The following is a 16,582-nucleotide window of genomic DNA, read 5'->3' on the forward strand; positions in this document are numbered from 1 at the left end:
ATTGTTGGGGCAATCATGCTTGTACTGGCTGTCGACACCTCGACCCCTGCCGTGACGGCGGGACTGGTGGAACTGGAACCGGCGGACGAGGGATCAACCGCACCTCGCATCACCACGATCACCTCCAAGGTGACCGTGGATTCCCGTGCGCACAATGAGGTCCTGACGCCGCAGATTCTGGCGTGCCTCGCCGAATCCGGTCGCACCCGTGCGGAGATCGCCGCGGTTGTCGCGGGGATCGGGCCGGGGCCCTTCACCGGACTGCGGGTCGGGATGGCCACCGCGGCCGCCTTCGCCGATGCGCTGGGCGTGCCCGTGCACGGGGTGTGCAGTCTCGATGCCATCGCCGCCGATACCGAAAGCTATCTGCGCACCCCGGCCGAGCCGGTGGAGCTGCTCGTGGTCACCGATGCGCGGCGCCGCGAGGTGTACTGGGCTCGCTACCGCGCCGAGGGCCGTATCGAAGGTCCGGAGGTGAGCAAGCCCGCCGATCTGGATCCGGGCACCGCCACCGTGATCGCCGGATCCGCCTCACATGTCGACTACTTCGATCTGCCCGTGCTGCCGGTGGAGACCCCGTCCCCGTACGGTCTGGTGCGCTGCGCCGCTCGCGATCTGCTGGCGGGCGTGACTCCCGAACCCCTGGTCCCGTTGTATCTGCGCCGTCCCGATGCGGTCGAGCGGAGCTATGCGCAGGTGGGCCGATGACCATCCGCATCCAACCGATGCGGCCGGCCGATGCCGTGCGCTGCGCCGAGTTCGAACAGGTCTTGTTCCCGGAGGACGATCCGTGGCACGAGGTTTCGTTCCTGTCGGAGCTGGCCGCCTCGCACAATCGCTACATCATCGCGCGCGATCAGGACGATCGCATGATCGGATACGCCGGTATCGCCCTGCTGGGTGACGCCGAACATCCCGAGGCCGAAATACACACCATCGGTGTGGATCCGGAGCTGCACCGCGGCGGCGTCGGCACCCTGCTGCTGCAAGCGCTGCTGGCCGAAGCCGGGCAGCGCGGCGGACCGGTATTCCTCGAGGTGCGCACCGACAATGCCGCCGCCATCGCGCTGTACGAGAAGCACGGCTTCCACATCATCGGTTTGCGGAAGAACTACTACCAGCCGAGCGGGGCCGACGCGTACACCATGCGCAAGCCCGCCATGGCCGGGTTCGCGCCGGCGGAGTTCCCGCAGGGCGCCGGGTTCGCCGAAGACACAGAGGTCTCGTCATGATCGTCATGGGTATCGAAAGCTCCTGCGACGAAACCGGAGTCGGCATCGTCCGATACCTGCCCGACGGCACCTGCGAGCTGCTGGCCGATGAGGTCGCCTCCAGTGTCGATCAGCATGCCCGCTTCGGTGGCGTGGTGCCGGAGATCGCCTCGCGCGCACATCTCGAGGCCATCGTCCCGGCCATGCGCCGCGCCCTGGCCGCCGCCGACATCGATCGGCCGGATGCCCTCGCCGTCACCATCGGACCCGGTCTGGCCGGTGCGCTGCTGGTCGGGGTCGCCGCCGCGAAAGCCTATGCGGCGGCGTGGGATATCCCCTTCTACGCGATCAACCATCTCGGCGGGCACGTCGCCGTCGACACCCTCGAGCACGGTCCGCTGCCGCCGGCGGTGGCGCTGCTCGTCTCCGGCGGGCATACGCATCTGCTGCACATCACCGATCTGGCGAAACCGATCATCGAACTCGGCAGCACCGTCGACGATGCGGCGGGTGAGGCCTTCGACAAGGTGGCGCGCCTGCTCGGCCTCGGCTACCCGGGCGGACCGGTGCTGGATGCCATTGCCGCCGAAGGCGATCCGCACGCCATCGCCTTCCCGCGCGGTATGACCGGACCGCGCGACGCCCGCTACGACTTCTCCTTCTCCGGGTTGAAGACGTCGGTGGCGCGGTATGTCGAGGCGGCCGAGCGGGACGGTCGGGAGCTGCCCATCCCCGATATCGCGGCCTCGTTCCAGGAGGCGGTCGCGGACGTCCTCACTATGAAGGCCGTGCGCGCCGCCCAGGATGTCGGCGTCGACACGATCGTGCTCGGCGGCGGCGCGACCGCGAACTCCCGTATTCGCTCCATGGCCGAAGAGCGCTGCGCCGCAGCGGGTCTCACCCTGCGCGTCCCCAAGCCCCGGCTCTGCACCGATAACGGCGTCATGATCGCCACCTTCGGCGCGCACGTAATCGCCGGTGGCGCAAAGCCGTCCGCGCTCACCGTGGCGACGGACCCGGGCCTGCCGGTCTCCACCAGCCAGCTGTAGTCCCCGCTCACCGATCGTGCCGCTCGTAATGCATTCCGCGACCGAGGAATCCTCGGTCGCGGTGGTGTCTTCGGGAGTCGGGCCGGCCTAGTCGGTCGGGCTGGCCATGGTGGTGGTGCCCGCGGAGCCGGAGTTGCTGCGGGGCAGGCCCGAGGTGGTCGGGCCGACGATGTGGGGTTCGGCTGTCTCGCTGCGGGGTTCGGTGGTCACCGGGGGCGGGAGGGTGGTGCCGAGCAGCGGGCCCAGGATGCGGGGAAGGTCTGCCGGGAACGGGATCTGGGGTAGGCCCGGATCGGGTCGCAGCGGCGGTTGGGCGATCGTGGTCAGCGGGGTGGTGAGAGTGCTGCTGGGGGCGCCCTGCGGGGCCGTGGTCGGCACGACCGGGGGTGCGGTGGGATGCGACGGATCGTGATTCGGGCTGTTGGTCGTGGTGCCGGCGCCGGTCGCGCCGCCGGGCGGCGTGGCGGGGACGACCACCGGCTGCTGCGTACCGGAGATGGGCGGTGAGTAATTGGCGCCGTGCGGTTCCGGCACCAGCTCCTTCACGCCGTAGCCGATGATCAGGCCGACCACCACGATGGCGCCGGCCAGCGTGCCCGCCAGCTTGGTGAAGGTGCCGATCGGAGCATCGGAACCGCGGCTGATCACCGGGAAGGTCGTCGGCGTTGCGGAATCGGCCACCAGTGCAGCGCCTTTGGCGATGACGGCCTCGGGCTCGCGGACCGTCAGCACCGGCACATCGAGCTGGCGTTCCAGACTCGACACCACGGCGAGGGTATTGGCGCCGCCGCCGATGACCGCGACCGCCTCCGGGAACTTCGGCGCCCGCGCGAAAACCCCGCGGGCGAAGAGGGCCAGCTCGCGTAGCAGGTCGGAAACCAGCTCATCGAAATCGACGCGGGTGAGCTTGAGCGGCTGCCCGGCCACATGATCGATGGTGACCGCGGGCGCGATGGACAGATGCTCCTTGGCCGCGCGACTGCGATTGAGCAGCATGCCCCGATTCGGGCGGGTGCCGCGGCGGGCCAGATGGCAGTCCAGCAGATGCTGCAGTATCAGTTCGTCGATGGCATTGCCGCTGATGGTGGCGGTGCGCTCGGAGCGGAGCACGGTGTCGTCGGCGTGATCGGCCACGGTGACGGTGGTGCCGGTCGCGCCGATATCGAGTACGGCGACCGTGTGGTAGCGGTCCAGCAGGCCGGTGTGGCGCAGGAAGGCAAGGGCCGCTGTGCTTTCCGGAATGAGCCGCACATCGCGACGTTGCCGACCGATAGCTGAGCGGATGATCTGGGCCTGTTCCCGGTCCCGGTAGGCGACTGCGATATCCCCGGGCGGCCCCGGCGCGTGATCGTTGTGCGCGGCCGCGAGGGCGGCGGGGTGGGTGCCGAAGGCGTGCACGTTCTCGCGGGGAATCTGAGTGGTCATCAACTCGATGGAGGAGGCCACGAGATCGCCGAGGTCGGAGTGGGCCGTATCCGCGGTGACGACCCGGTAGTCGAAGTACTGGGCGCCGTTGGGCGCTGTGGCAACCGTCGCCGAGCACACCACCTCACTCCCGGCGGAGATGCCGAGGGATGTTCGCATGTTCACCTCCCTTCGAGCGGATGGTCCCGCGTGTAGACGACCATCTCGAACGGACCTGGGTGCAGCAACAACTATGGAAATGAAGCAACTGGGTGACACTCGGCGAAGCAGTGACGGGCTTGATGCGGCCTTGCCGCGCGGCCGTCGTCAATGTTGTCACAATCCGTTATCCGAACGTTACAGATTTTCGTATTTCTATGGAAGCCCTCAGATTCCCCGGCCGTTCCCGTCGGCGAGTCGCGTTGCCTGGTGGGGCGGCATCATGAATGACGAAGCCCGACCTTGAGCGCTGGCACTCCCGTGTATAGAGTGCTAGGTGGCACTGGTTGATTGCTTCAGATGCCAGCTCTGACTACTGGGCAGTGGTCCCGGCTCCCGCGACGACGGGGCTTGTGCGCAGGGTCAGACCATGACCGAACACCGTGAGCCCGGGGAACCGCCCCGGGCGCGAAGACCCCTGAAAAGTGGAGGGCTCAACGTGGCGAGCGTGAACATCAAGCCGCTCGAGGACAAGATCCTCGTCCAGGCCAACGAGGCCGAGACGACGACCGCCTCCGGCCTGGTCATCCCCGACACGGCGAAGGAGAAGCCCCAGGAGGGCACCGTCATCGCCGTCGGCCCCGGCCGCTGGGATGAGAACGGCGCCAAGCGGATTCCGCTGGACGTCAACGAGGGCGATGTCGTCATCTACAGCAAGTACGGCGGCACCGAGATCAAGTACAACGGTGGCGAGTACCTGATTCTGTCGGCGCGCGATCTGCTGGCCGTCGTCACCAAGTAGGGACGCACCAACTCTCCGGGGCCTTTCAAGGGGCTTCGCTCCCGAAACCCCGGACTCTCCGCCTCGGCGTCGCCGCTTAACAGCCTCGACCCGGGGCGGAGTGCGTTCGCCCTCCCCAAACTCACTTCAGGAGTAGGTAATACATGCCAAAGCAGATCGAGTTCGACGAGAAGGCTCGTCGCGCACTGGAGCGTGGCGTCGACAAGCTCGCCGACGCCGTCAAGGTCACCCTGGGCCCGCGCGGCCGGCACGTGGTGCTGGCCAAGTCGTTCGGCGGCCCGACCGTCACCAATGACGGTGTGACCATCGCCCGCGAGATCGATCTCGAGGACCCGTTCGAGAACCTCGGCGCACAGCTCGTCAAGAGCGTCGCCACCAAGACCAACGATGTCGCTGGTGACGGCACCACCACCGCCACCGTGCTCGCCCAGGCCCTCATCAAGGGCGGCCTGAAGAACATCGCGGCCGGCGCGAACCCGATGACCCTCGGCAAGGGCATGAACAAGGCCGCCGACGCGATCACCGTGGCCCTCAAGGCCGCCGCCACCCCGGTCGACGGCGAGAAGGCCATCGCTCAGGTCGCCACCGTCTCCTCGCGCGACGAGGAGATCGGCGCGCTGGTCGGCAAGGCGCTCACCACCGTCGGCAAGGACGGCGTGGTGACCATCGAAGAGTCCTCCAGCACCCAGACCGAACTGGTCATCACCGAGGGCGTGCAGTTCGACAAGGGCTACCAGTCTCCGTATTTCGTCACCGATCCGGAGACGCAGCAGGCCGTCCTCGAGGACGCCTGGATCCTGCTGAACCGCGAGAAGGTCAGCTCGCTGCCCGATCTGCTCCCGCTGCTGGAGAAGATCGCGGAGTCCGGCAAGCCGGTCCTGATCATCGCCGAGGACGTCGAGGGCGAGGCGCTGTCGACCCTGGTCGTCAACGCGATTCGCAAGACGCTCAAGGCCGTTGCGGTCAAGGCGCCGTTCTTCGGTGACCGTCGCAAGGCGTTCCTGGACGATCTGGCCATCGTCACCGGCGGCACCGTGGTGAACCCGGACCTGGGCATCACCCTGCGTGAGGCCGGCCTCGAGGTGCTGGGCAAGGCCCGTCGCGTCGTGGTCACCAAGGACGAGACCACCATCGTCGAGGGCGCCGGCACCGCCGATGCCATCCAGGCGCGGGTTTCGCAGCTGCGCAAGGAGATCGAGAACACCGACTCCGACTGGGACCGCGAGAAGCTGGAAGAGCGCCTGGCCAAGCTGGCCGGCGGCGTCGCCGTCATCAAGGTCGGCGCGGCCACCGAGACCGAGCTCAAGGAGCGCAAGTACCGCGTCGAGGATGCGGTCTCCTCCGCCAAGGCCGCGGTCGCCGAGGGCATCGTCCCCGGCGGCGGCACCGCCCTGGTGCAGGCCGCCGCCACCCTTGTCGCCCTCAAGGATTCGCTCACGGGCGATGAGGCGGCCGGTGTCGAGGTCGTGCGGCAGGCGCTGCTGGCCCCGCTGTTCTGGATCGCCGCCAATGCGGGCGTCGACGGCGCGGTCGTGGTCTCCAAGGTCACCGACGGCAAGGACGGCTTCAACGCGGCCACCCTGACCTACGGCGATCTGGTTGCCGACGGCGTCATCGACCCGGTGAAGGTGACCCGCTCCGCGGTCGAGAACGCGATCTCGGTGGCGCGCATGGTGCTCACCACCGAGAGCGCCATCGTGGAGAAGCCGGCCGAGGAGCCGGCCGCAGCCCACCACGGCCACTCGCACTGAGATCGACCACGGCTCGGCACTGTTGAGCAGGTGAACAAGGCCCCGGACGGGAAACCGTCCGGGGCCTCGTGCGTTTCGGGGTGGGGTCAGGCGGGGTCGCAGCGGGCCAGCAGGGTGTCCGCCTCGTCCTGGTCGAGCTCGCGGATCAGTTCGCAGGAGGCGCGGAGTGCCTCGTGCACAACGGGATACATATTGGACGGGTTCCAGCTGAATTGGATGCTGCGCGGTTCCACGAGCAGGAACGGGGTGCCGCCGAGGGTGGGCAGTTCGGCGACCGCGGCGGATCCGGGCATGAACAGGCCGCCGGGGTAGTTGAAGTTGAAGCGCGCGTGATCGCTGAGGTGCTGCGCATTGCGCTCCTCGAGGTCGAGACCGTCGTTGCGCGCGTAGCGGACATTGAATCCGTCGAGCGGTTCGGCGTCCAGATAGCCACGGCCGCAATGCCGCAGCAGGGCGTCCTGCAGTAGCGCGTAGCAGTGGTAGAGGCGGTCGCGCAGGCCGATCAGGCGGAACCGGTAGGCGCGGCGATTGCGCTGATCGAGAACCAGCAGGTCCAGATCGTCGTGCAGCGTGAAGACCTCGCGCAGGAAGAACGGCACCAGGCCCGCGTCCTCCAGCTCGTCCAGGCGGGCCATCATCTCCGGGCGCAGTCGCCAGCGCTTACGGGTCTCCTTGGACCGGCACAGCATGGTCATGGCCGCGGGGAAGGTCAGGTGGGTGGCGGCGCGCGTCGCCTCGTCGGGGTGTTCGGCGAGGGCGTCCAGCTGCCGCACCAGCAATTCCAGCGTGGTGTCGATGGCGGCCCCGGGATCGGCGCCGTTCTCGACCAGCGTGCCGCACAGCAGGCCGAGCACCGCCGTGTGGAACAGGTCCCCGCCCGGCATGAGGTTGCGCAGTTCGATGACGGCCGAGTTCATATCGGCGGGTGTCGGCGCGGACAGCAGTTCCGAGACCTCACCGCCGACCTCGGGCGGCAGCCAGAGCCCGCGCCCGGAGGTGATGGATTCGATCTCTTCGGCGGCGGCCTGCCCCCGGATGAGCTCGCGCAGAGCCTGCAGCGCCATGAATCCCCTTCCCCCCGAGACGGATACGACAATCGCCACGGTAGCAGTCCGGCCGGTCGGCCGGTGGGAGTGGAGCGCACGTGCGAGCGTGCGGCAATACGCCAATTAATAAACGGGCAATACGGACATTAATTGCCCGGCAATATGACAAGGCCCCCGGACACTATTGCTGTCCGGGGGCCTTGTCAGTGAAGCGTCGAAAGCTATTGCACCAGGGCTGATCCCGCCCGTGCGTCGAACGGACTGGGCGGGTGCCCAAGATTGCGGAGCTGGGTGTACCCGCTCAGTCGTGGACTGCGCGGCTGTGCCCGTTGCTGGGATAGAACGCGGTGCGGCTGTGCTGTATCGCGGTTGCTGGCGCCTGGTCTGCTGCTACGGCGGCGAGTACGCGGTCGCGAAGTGCGAGCGGCGGCGGGGTGGCCGCCGCGGTCGCGAACTGGGCGAGAGCATCTCGGGTGTGCTGCACTTCCTGGGTGAAGTCCGCGCGCAGCACCGGGTCGCCGGTATCCAGTAGTTCCTGCACTGCGCGCTGATCCTCGTCGCCGATCGATCCCAGCGCGACAGTGTGCGCGAGATCGATCTGGCTTTCGTTCATCTCACGTCACTCCCAAACTTTTCTTGAGTCGTGTCAGTCCATCCCGAATACGGGACTTAACGGTAGGTAACCCTACGCCGAGATAGGTTGCGACCTCGGCATATGTCCGTCCGCCGAAGTAGGCGAGCGAGATGGCTTCCCGCTGCGTCTCCGTGAGGGTCGCGAGACCCTGGCGGACCGCCTGCTGTTCCAGCCGTCGTCCCACTTCTTCGGTGACTTCATCGAATTCGTTACCGAGTGTGCTCGTGCCGTAAGCGACTTCGCGCTGTGCGTGGGCTTGCTCGGCGCGCACGCGATCGACCGCGCGGCGATGGGCAAGTGTCATGAGCCAGGTAACGGCGGAGCCCTTGGCCGGATCGAAATTGGCTGCGGTGCGCCAGATCTGGAGGTAGACCTCCTGAGTGGTCTCCTCCGCGTACCCCGGATCGTGTAGCACCCGTAGCACCAGCCCGAACACCCGTGCGCAGGTGCGGTCGTACAGCTCGGCGAATGCCCGCTCGTCCGACTCCCCGCAACGAGAGAGAAGTGCGGCTAGCTCGAGGCTTTCGGCTGCGCGCGCCGTCATCGCAGAGGAGTCGCCCTCTGCGGCCGGCGGCCGCGCTGTCACAACGCTCCGTTCTGTGTCATCGGCCACGAGGGTAGCCTGCCGCTATAACCTCCTCTCGGGTGGGGGTATCGGCAAAACGACTGTCGCGCAGCGGTTTTCCGTTTTGTACCGACTTGCCCAAAGCTGTCCTGAAGTCGGACACGCCGTGACACGCCGGAGCTTTCGGGAAACGCCGAAGCCTCGCCAGTTCTGGAACCGATTCCCGCCGGAGCAGTGGCCGGTTGTTTGCTAGGCATTCGGCGCGCCGTGCCGCGCGGATGGGAAATTTCCTGAACTCGCACCACCCGTGGTCAGCGGCAACGTCCTGGTGGCCCGAGAAAAAGGCACCGTGCGCCTCGCCCGTACCGCTGGTCAACAGCAGTCACAGGGGTACGGGAGAAAAACGACTATGCGACCGCCCGGCGGCGGTTACGGCGGGCGTGCATCTCACGCTCGGTCTCGGACATTCCACCCCAGATTCCGTACGGCTCACTCACCTTGAGGGCGTGTGAGCGGCACTGCAGCAGGACGGGGCAGGCCCGGCAGACTTCCTTGGCGCGCATCTCGCGCTGGGCCCGAGCCCGGCCGCGTTCGCCGTCCGGATGGAAGAACACCGAAGAGTCCTGTCCCCGGCAGGACCCGCGCATCTGCCAGTCCCAGACATCGGCATTCGGACCAGGGAGGTGGGTCGGCATAGGCATGGTGAACTCCTCTTGGTGCGAGCTCGTCGGCATTGTCGAGCGGTGCTTGTGGCAACAGTTGGGCGGCATCACCGGTGCCCCGGCGATCGCTATCCGTCGGCGGCCGTAATTTCACACGGCGCCGATGGCGGCGATGTCGTACGTTAGGTCCGACAATGAATTCGAGTCAATAGTGCGTACCGCTGAGATTCAAATACTGGCGCATTAGAGAATTAACATCTTTGCTGTTTACAAAGTGGGTCGACTGTGGTGATACTGATTGGTTGCCCAGGAGTCGTCGTGGTGTGCGATAGCTCAGGTGAGTCGATGAAATGCCTGGTGAGGGCCGCTTTTCGGCAGCGAATGCGAGCTACTCCGGCTATGCGGGAGTAGCGATCAGCGTGATCTCAGCCATTGCGCCCGATCTCGCGGCGACGGTGGAGATGGCCGATTCGAGGCCGCCAGGTTAATAGCGCGAAACGCCATACGAATTCCTTACGGGCGTGCTGGCCGATAGCGAGCACAGATTTACGGAGTGGAAACATAAACGCAGTCGTGAATGCTGCGATGTTGCTGCGCTTCTGTGATATGGCGACTGCGGCCGGCTCCGGTGGCACTGGTTACAGTGCGATAGTGCCTGTGCTCGAAGTGAACTCGCTACTCGCCGATACCGCTTTCGGCGCCACCCCCGGCCGCGCTGCTGCCGGATTGCCCACACCGGGTGATTCTGCCGACAGTTGGCTGCGCGCGGTCGCGCTCGGCGGTGCCGGGCACTATGCCGCCGCCCGGACCGAACTCCGCCGCGCCCGCGCCGGGACCACCGATCCGGTCCTGCGCTCACTCACCCACAGTCTCGAAGGCTCCCTGCTGCGCCAGCTCGGCTGGCACGCGCACGCCGCCGTGGCCGACGGCCGCGCCGCCGCCCTCGTACTGTCCGCGAACCCCGCGCCCGGGCTCGGCGCGAGCGGTTCGGCCGGCGCCGGGGTCATCCTCAGGTCGGATATTGCTCGCGCCGAAGCGGTTTGCGATGCATTGACGGGCCTGGCCGCGGACGCTCTCGGCACCGCTCGCCCGGCGCTTGCTGCCCGGCTGCTGCGGCGTTGCCATACGCAGTTCGACGCGGTCTCGGACGAGTCCCCGGCCCTGTGGCGCCAGCGCATCCGCCTGCACTGGGTGTCTGCTGAGACGGCGCTGTCGGCTCCCGGCGCCGGCTTGATCGCCGCGCCGGAACCCGATGGCCGGATTCCGCTCGTCGCGGCGGGCGGCGGCGGTACCCAGGATCCGGCCCTCGCGCATGCCGAAACGGCGCTGGCACTGGCTGAGAACTCGCCCTCGCAGCGCCATCGCGTGAAATCCCGGCTACTGGTCGCCGCGGCGGCCGCGGCCTCCGGGGACCTCGAGCGGTCCCGCCGCCTCGCCGCCGAAACCATCAGGGAATGCCGGGAATTCGAACTGCTGCCATTGCGCTGGGCATGCGCCATGCTGCGCTCGGGGGTGGACGCGGAGGCCGGCGGCGCTGCCGAGGCGGCCGAATGCGCACGTTTGCTGGAGGCTCGCGGAGGGCGATTGCGTTCGGCCACCGACCTTCTCGGCCGTCCCTGAGCAGTCCCCGAGATGTCCCTGAGTAGTCCCCGAGACTGACCCCCGTAACGACTGGCCCGAATGCGCCAGCCGCTATTGTTGGGACCGTTCCGCCCCTCCGCGGAAGCACCGGCCCGCCAGCCGTGGTGCCACTCGTAACGCCAGGAACAGCTCTGACGATGAACAACGCGGGTGAGGAGTTGGACCCAGCTGTCGTCGCTGCCGCAGCGCAGGGCGATCGGTCTGCTCTAGCCCAGGTACTGGAGAGCATCCGCCCACTGGTGGTGCGGTATTGCCGCGCGCGCATCGGGTCGGCCGAAAGAGGTCAGCTCTCCGCCGACGACGTCGCGCAGGAGGTTTGTCTGGCCGTCATGACAGCCCTGCCCCGTTATCAAGATCAGGGCCGACCGTTCATGGCTTTCGTGTACGGCATCGCCTCCCACAAAGTCGCCGACGCTCATCGCAATGCCGCCCGTAACAAAGCGGATGCCATGGCCGAAGTACCGGATGTCATATCCACCGACCAGGGGCCGGAACAGCGCGCTCTCGATTCGGAAACGAGTCGGCAGATGAACAGTCTGCTGGCCACGCTTCCGGAAAAGCACCGCGAGATCCTGATCCTCCGCCTGGTTATGGGTTTGTCAGCCGAAGAAACAGCAGTTGCCGTGGGCAGTACGGCAGGTGCTATACGAGTCGCCCAGCATCGGGCACTCGCGAAACTCAAGTCTCAAGTGGCGAGGGCAGGTGAAATGTATGGCTAGGGATGGCGAGCGCGGTCGGGGCGACTGGAAGCGGCTTGGATCGCAGAACAGCGGTCCCTACGCCGAGGCGTCCGGTGACACCGGACCGGTGGACATTGCGGCAGTGCGCCGTGACGACGCGCTGATCGATGCCATCTCCGGCGACGGGCCCGTGCAAACGGGAACGGGTGAGGAGTATCAGCTCGCGGCCCTACTCGCGAACTGGCGTGCGGAGATTCTGGAAGAGCCGATGCCGGCCGGACCGGATCTGGACACCATTGTCGCGGCGGTCAATCAGGAGATCGGCGCCCGGGACGCGCGGATCGGAGCCCAGTCGGGCGGGCGACTACGGCTCGTGCGTCCGCTGCTCGGTGCGGCTGCGGCCCTCGCTTTGATCATCGGCGGTCTGTCCGCCTTCTCCTACAACGCAAATCCCGGTGATCCGCTGTGGCGGGTCAAGGAGGTTGTGTTCAGTGAGCAGGCGCAGTCCACGGTGGTCGCGCGGGCCGATGATGCGCTGACCCAGGCGCAGCAGCTCATCAGCGACGGACATCCGGAGCAGGCGCAGGCCGCGATGGAGAGTGCCTCGGCAAATGCGAATCAGGTCAATGACGACACCAAGAAGACCGATCTGCAGAACCGCTGGCAGGTATTGCTGACGCAGCTGAAGTCGGCGGCGCCGAGTGTCTACAACTCGCTGGCTCCGACGACATCGCCGAGTTCCGCGATCACCACGCTCCCGCCGGTGACTGTCGTGCCGAACCCCGCCAACCCGAGTGTCACTGTCGCACCGACATTGCCGCCGGAAACCCATGGCGGCGGAACCGGACCGACCTACGATCCGCGCTTCGCCCCGCCCGTCGAACCGGAACCGTCCACGGCTCCGCACAGCGGCGGGGGCGTCACCCCACCGGTCACCGTGCCCACGGTGCCGCCTTCGGTGGACGTGACGGAGCCTCCGGTGACCGTTCCGCCGCAGACCTCCCCGGCCAGTGAGCCGGGCGGGCCTGCGGGCGGGGGTACCGCGCCGGCCGGTGGTCAGCAGCCGGTCACGCAGCCGCCGGTGGAGAAGCCGTCACCGGCTCCTCCGGTGGTGCCACCGGTGACTCTCGTTCCGACCGTGCCGTCGGCACCGCTGGGTGGATTGCCCAAGTGAGTCGCGCACAGGCGTAGAAAAACAGCCGACCGAGATGGTCGGCTTCTTCATACCGAAAACGGGCCTGCGTTCCAACTGGACGCAGGCCCGTTTTCAGTTTCTAGACGTCGAACCCGTCGAACCCGTCGCCGTGCAACGCCTCGTTCATCGAGGCGTCGGCATAACCACGGCAGTAATCCCAGGTGACGTACGCCTCGGGAGTCGGGTCGTAGGCAGGTTCATGGGGGCGTACCGTACCGTCCACCAATAGCTGGAGGAGGTTGGCGCGCAACATATCCCAGTCGTGGTAGTGGTCCTGTCGGCAGTCCTCGCAGCTGACCACGAGACCGCGGATTCCGCGGTGGGCCAGCAATGCCTCATATACCGCGAGGTCGGCGAGATCCTCTTCGACCGCTAGGCGCTCGTGAGGATCCAACGGTTCCCCCGGCTCGATGGCATCGAGCGCGGCCGACGGGTCGGAGGGATCTCCGGCGAATGGATCCGGCGGCAAGCCAGGTGGTAGATGGTCACGCACAGTCCCACGGTACGCAGAAAGAGGGTGTCTGCGCCAGCGCTGTTAGGTATTTGCCCTCTGTTATCTGCTGTGTTCAATTGCCCTCCGCTTCGCTCCGGGGGGTTCGTGGCCCTGTTACCCGGTTCTTCCCTCCCTGCGCTCGCCGCTGCGCGGCATTGCTCCGCTCAGTCCAGAACCGGGCGGGCCACGAACTTGGGGCGAAGGGCCTTTGCTGTGGATGTTCTGGTGGTGCAGCGCACACGGCTCAGGCGTGGCTGCTGTTCGGAATTGCGGGACAGATACCATGGTTGACCAAAGGCCGGGTAGCAAACGCCGGCTTTGTCATTCATCCAGTCGCTCGCCCGAATTCGGGCCGGGGGACTGTGCCGAGCTCCAGGAGGGGTCGATCCGATGAGCAGTCCCGTTACGGGCGAACGAAACGCCGGCCGCCCTCATACGGGTGGCGATGATCCGAACAAGGTCGCAATGCTCGGCCTCACCTTCGATGATGTGCTGCTGCTTCCGGCCGCGTCCGATCTGATCCCCAGTGCCGTCGATACCTCGAGTCTGCTGACCCGCGAGATCACCCTGCGCACGCCGCTGGTGAGCTCCGCCATGGATACCGTGACCGAGGCCCGGATGGCCATCGCGATGGCGCGGGCGGGCGGCATGGGCGTGCTGCACCGCAATCTGTCGGTGGCCGCGCAGGCCGCGCAGGCGGAGACGGTCAAGCGGTCCGAGGCGGGCATGGTGACCGATCCGGTGACCTGTCGCCCGACCGACACCCTCGCCGAGGTCGACGCCATGTGCGCCCGGTACCGGATCTCCGGTCTGCCCGTCGTGGACGAGCAGGGCCAGCTGGTCGGCATCATCACCAATCGCGATATGCGCTTCGAGGTCGATCAGAACCGGCCGGTCGCCGAGATCATGACCCATGCGCCGCTGATCACCGCGCAGGAGGGCGTCACCGCCCCCGCCGCGCTGGGTCTGCTGCGCCGCCACAAGATCGAGAAGCTGCCGATCGTGGACGGCAACGGCAAACTGCGCGGCCTGATCACGGTCAAGGACTTCGTCAAGACCGAGCAGTACCCGAACGCCACCAAGGACCGCGACGGCCGCCTGCTGGTCGGCGCCGCGGTCGGTGTCGGCGAGGACGCGTGGTCGCGGGCCATGACCCTGGCCGATGTCGGCGTCGATGTGCTGATCGTGGATACCGCGCACGGACATCAGGCGGGCGTGCTGCAGATGGTCGCCAAGGTCAAGGCCGAGGTCGGCGACCGGGTGCAGATCATCGGCGGCAATGTCGCGACTCGCGCCGGTGCGCTGGCGCTGGTCGAGGCGGGCGTGGACGCTGTCAAGGTCGGTGTCGGTCCCGGTTCCATCTGCACCACCCGCGTGGTCGCCGGCGTGGGCGCGCCGCAGATCACCGCCATTCTCGAGGCCACCGCGGCCTGCCGGCCGCACGGGGTTCCGGTCATCGCCGACGGCGGTGTGCAGTACTCCGGTGATATCGCCAAGGCCATTGCCGCCGGCGCGTCGACCGTCATGCTGGGTTCGCTGCTGGCGGGTACCGCAGAATCGCCGGGTGAGCTGATTCTGGTGGGCGGCAAGCAGTTCAAGAGCTACCGCGGCATGGGTTCGCTGGGCGCCATGCAGAGTCGCGGCGAGGCCAAGTCGTACTCCAAGGACCGCTACTTCCAGGACGATGTGCTGTCGGAGAAGAAGCTGGTGCCCGAGGGCATCGAGGGCCGGGTGCCGTTCCGCGGTCCGCTGGACCAGGTGATCCACCAGCTGGTGGGTGGCGTGCGTGCCGCGATGGGTTACACCGGCGCGCAGACCATTCCGGATCTGCAGGCGGCGCAGTTCGTTCAGATCACGGCGGCGGGTCTGAAGGAGTCGCACCCGCACGACATCACCATGACCGTCGAGGCTCCCAACTACACCACCCGAGCCTGATTGTTTCCGCTCGTTTCGCGCCCTGCCCCGGTCGAGTGCCGGGGCAGTTGTGCGGAGTAGCGGAGTGCGGCAATCAGATACAGAGAGGACTGACTCGCATGCGCGATATGGTCGAGATCGGCATGGGCCGGACTGCCCGGCGCACCTACGAGCTGGACGATATCGACATCGTGCCGTCCCGGCGGACTCGTTCGTCGAAGCAGGTGTCCGTGGGCTGGCAGCTCGATGCCTACCGGTTCGAGATTCCGTTCCTGGCGCATCCGACCGATGCGCTGGTGTCGCCGCGGTTCGCCATCGAGCTGGGCAAGGCCGGCGGGCTGGGTGTCATCAACGGTGAGGGTCTGTGGGCCCGGCACGCCGATGTCGAGGCCAAGATCCAGCAGCTGACCGAGGTCGCCGAGAAGGAGGGCACCGAGGCCGCTGTGGCACTGCTGCAGGAGCTGCACGCCGCGCCCATGCGGCCCGAGCTGCTGGCCGCCGCTGTCGCCGAGGTGCGTGCCGCCGGTGTGACCACCGCGGTGCGGGTCAGCCCGCAGAACGCGCGTGCGCTCACCCCGGGTCTGGTGCAGGCCGGGATCGATCTGCTGGTCGTGCACGGCACCATCATCTCCGCCGAGCATGTCGGTGATGGTGAGCCGCTGAACCTCAAGACCTTCATCGCCGAACTGGATGTGCCCGTGGTGGCCGGCGGCGTGAGCGATCACCGCACCGCGCTGCACCTCATGCGCACCGGTGCGGCCGGCGTGATCGTGGGTTACGGCTCGATGCAGGGCGCCACGACCACCAATGAGGTGCTCGGCATCCGCCTGCCCATGGCCACCGCCATCGCCGATGCCGCGGCCGCCCGCCGCGACTACCTGGACGAGACCGGTGGTCGCTACGTGCATGTGATCGCCGACGGCGAGACGCTGTCCTCCGGTCATATCGCCAAGGCCATCGCCTGCGGCGCCGACGCGGTCATGCTCGGCGTGCCGCTGTCGCTGGCACAGGAGGCGCCCGGTGCCGGCTGGTACTGGCCGTCCGCCGCCGCGCACCCGTCGGTCCCGCGCGGCGCGCTGCTGCCCTACGCCATCGAGGAGGAGCGCGTCCCGCTCGCGCAGGTGCTCGAGGGGCCGTCCAACGACCCGTTCGGTTCGCTGAATCTGGTTGGCGGCCTGCGTCGTGCGATGGCCAAGACCGGCTACTCGGACCTCAAGGAGTTCCAGAAGGTCGGCCTGAACATCAGGGTTTAAGTGTTGCCTCTACGAGACGAACAACGTGGTTGACAGCGGCCCAAGATCTTCGCCCCCTGTTCATCCGCCTTCGGGCGTGATGGGCAGGGGGCGAAATCTGTAGGGCCGATACCGCTCGTGATG

The 16,582-nt window shown here is 67.3% G+C and carries 16 protein-coding genes; 10 read left to right on the forward strand and 6 right to left on the reverse strand.

Annotated elements, in window-relative coordinates; all coding sequences use genetic code 11:
• The first annotated feature begins 15 nt into the window (after positions 1 to 15).
• From tsaB to tsaD, 3 genes are read left to right on the forward strand one after another with little or no spacing between them, the layout of a single operon-like run.
• On the forward strand, positions 16 to 708 hold the full coding sequence (tsaB, locus tag OG326_RS07190; RefSeq protein WP_327143822.1) for a tRNA (adenosine(37)-N6)-threonylcarbamoyltransferase complex dimerization subunit type 1 TsaB: 693 nt from the start codon (positions 16 to 18) through the stop codon (positions 706 to 708).
• Positions 705 to 1,232: a ribosomal protein S18-alanine N-acetyltransferase gene (gene rimI, locus OG326_RS07195; RefSeq protein WP_327143823.1), complete on the forward strand. Its 528-nt coding sequence runs from the start codon at positions 705 to 707 to the stop codon at positions 1,230 to 1,232. The genes tsaB and rimI overlap by 4 nt, the downstream gene beginning before the upstream one ends.
• Positions 1,229 to 2,260, forward strand: a complete 1,032-nt coding sequence (gene tsaD, locus OG326_RS07200) for a tRNA (adenosine(37)-N6)-threonylcarbamoyltransferase complex transferase subunit TsaD (RefSeq protein WP_327143824.1) — start codon at positions 1,229 to 1,231, stop codon at positions 2,258 to 2,260. Before rimI ends, tsaD begins: the two co-directional genes overlap by 4 nt.
• Before the next feature lie 87 nt (positions 2,261 to 2,347).
• Here tsaD and OG326_RS07205 read toward each other — a convergent pair whose 3' ends face one another.
• A complete protein-coding gene (locus OG326_RS07205) occupies positions 2,348 to 3,844 on the reverse strand; it encodes an Hsp70 family protein (protein ID WP_327143825.1) in 1,497 nt (498 codons plus the stop codon).
• Between the two features lie 478 nt (positions 3,845 to 4,322).
• Here OG326_RS07205 and groES point away from each other — a divergent pair, with 478 nt between their 5' ends.
• Together groES and groL are read left to right on the forward strand one after the other, a co-directional pair.
• Positions 4,323 to 4,625, forward strand: a complete 303-nt coding sequence (gene groES / locus OG326_RS07210; RefSeq protein ID WP_327143826.1) for a co-chaperone GroES — start codon at positions 4,323 to 4,325, stop codon at positions 4,623 to 4,625.
• A 143-nt stretch (positions 4,626 to 4,768) separates the two neighbouring features.
• Positions 4,769 to 6,376, forward strand: a complete 1,608-nt coding sequence (gene groL, locus OG326_RS07215) for a chaperonin GroEL (RefSeq protein ID WP_327143827.1) — start codon at positions 4,769 to 4,771, stop codon at positions 6,374 to 6,376.
• Positions 6,377 to 6,462: 86 nt separating this feature from the next.
• Here the strand turns inward: groL and OG326_RS07220 are convergent, their stop codons facing one another.
• From OG326_RS07220 to OG326_RS07235, 4 genes are all read right to left on the reverse strand, one after another.
• Entirely contained in the window at positions 6,463 to 7,440 is a 978-nt protein-coding gene (locus OG326_RS07220; RefSeq protein WP_327143828.1) for a hypothetical protein, read from the reverse strand.
• A 283-nt stretch (positions 7,441 to 7,723) separates the two neighbouring features.
• On the reverse strand, positions 7,724 to 8,035 hold the full coding sequence (locus tag OG326_RS07225) for an RskA family anti-sigma factor (protein ID WP_327143829.1): 312 nt from the start codon (positions 8,033 to 8,035) through the stop codon (positions 7,724 to 7,726).
• A 1-nt stretch (position 8,036) separates the two neighbouring features.
• Complete coding sequence (locus OG326_RS07230; RefSeq protein ID WP_327146400.1) at positions 8,037 to 8,600, reverse strand: sigma-70 family RNA polymerase sigma factor; 564 nt, start codon at positions 8,598 to 8,600, stop codon at positions 8,037 to 8,039.
• A gap of 428 nt (positions 8,601 to 9,028) precedes the next feature.
• A complete protein-coding gene (locus OG326_RS07235) occupies positions 9,029 to 9,322 on the reverse strand; it encodes a WhiB family transcriptional regulator (protein WP_153805677.1) in 294 nt (97 codons plus the stop codon).
• A gap of 612 nt (positions 9,323 to 9,934) precedes the next feature.
• Between OG326_RS07235 and OG326_RS07240 the strand changes: the two genes are divergently transcribed.
• From OG326_RS07240 to OG326_RS07250, 3 genes are all read left to right on the forward strand, one after another.
• Complete coding sequence (locus OG326_RS07240) at positions 9,935 to 10,903, forward strand: hypothetical protein (RefSeq protein WP_327143830.1); 969 nt, start codon at positions 9,935 to 9,937, stop codon at positions 10,901 to 10,903.
• A 158-nt stretch (positions 10,904 to 11,061) separates the two neighbouring features.
• The gene (locus OG326_RS07245) at positions 11,062 to 11,643 is read left to right on the forward strand and encodes a sigma-70 family RNA polymerase sigma factor (RefSeq protein WP_327143831.1); all 582 of its coding nucleotides are present in this window, start codon (positions 11,062 to 11,064) and stop codon (positions 11,641 to 11,643) included.
• Positions 11,636 to 12,778 (forward strand): anti-sigma-D factor RsdA, encoded by a 1,143-nt coding sequence (locus OG326_RS07250; protein ID WP_327143832.1) that lies wholly within the window; start codon positions 11,636 to 11,638, stop codon positions 12,776 to 12,778. Before OG326_RS07245 ends, OG326_RS07250 begins: the two co-directional genes overlap by 8 nt.
• Before the next feature lie 100 nt (positions 12,779 to 12,878).
• Here the strand turns inward: OG326_RS07250 and OG326_RS07255 are convergent, their stop codons facing one another.
• Positions 12,879 to 13,292, reverse strand: coding sequence for a DUF5319 domain-containing protein (locus OG326_RS07255; protein ID WP_029923780.1), 414 nt, complete (start codon positions 13,290 to 13,292; stop codon positions 12,879 to 12,881).
• A gap of 390 nt (positions 13,293 to 13,682) precedes the next feature.
• On the opposite strand from OG326_RS07255, the gene guaB reads away from it, so the two are divergent.
• A complete protein-coding gene (gene guaB, locus OG326_RS07260) occupies positions 13,683 to 15,227 on the forward strand; it encodes an IMP dehydrogenase (protein ID WP_327143833.1) in 1,545 nt (514 codons plus the stop codon).
• A 98-nt stretch (positions 15,228 to 15,325) separates the two neighbouring features.
• A complete protein-coding gene (locus OG326_RS07265; protein WP_327143834.1) occupies positions 15,326 to 16,459 on the forward strand; it encodes a GuaB3 family IMP dehydrogenase-related protein in 1,134 nt (377 codons plus the stop codon).
• Positions 16,460 to 16,582 lie beyond the last annotated feature (123 nt).

This window comes from Nocardia sp. NBC_01327 (assembly GCF_035958815.1).
Taxonomy (GTDB): Bacteria; Actinomycetota; Actinomycetes; order Mycobacteriales; family Mycobacteriaceae; genus Nocardia.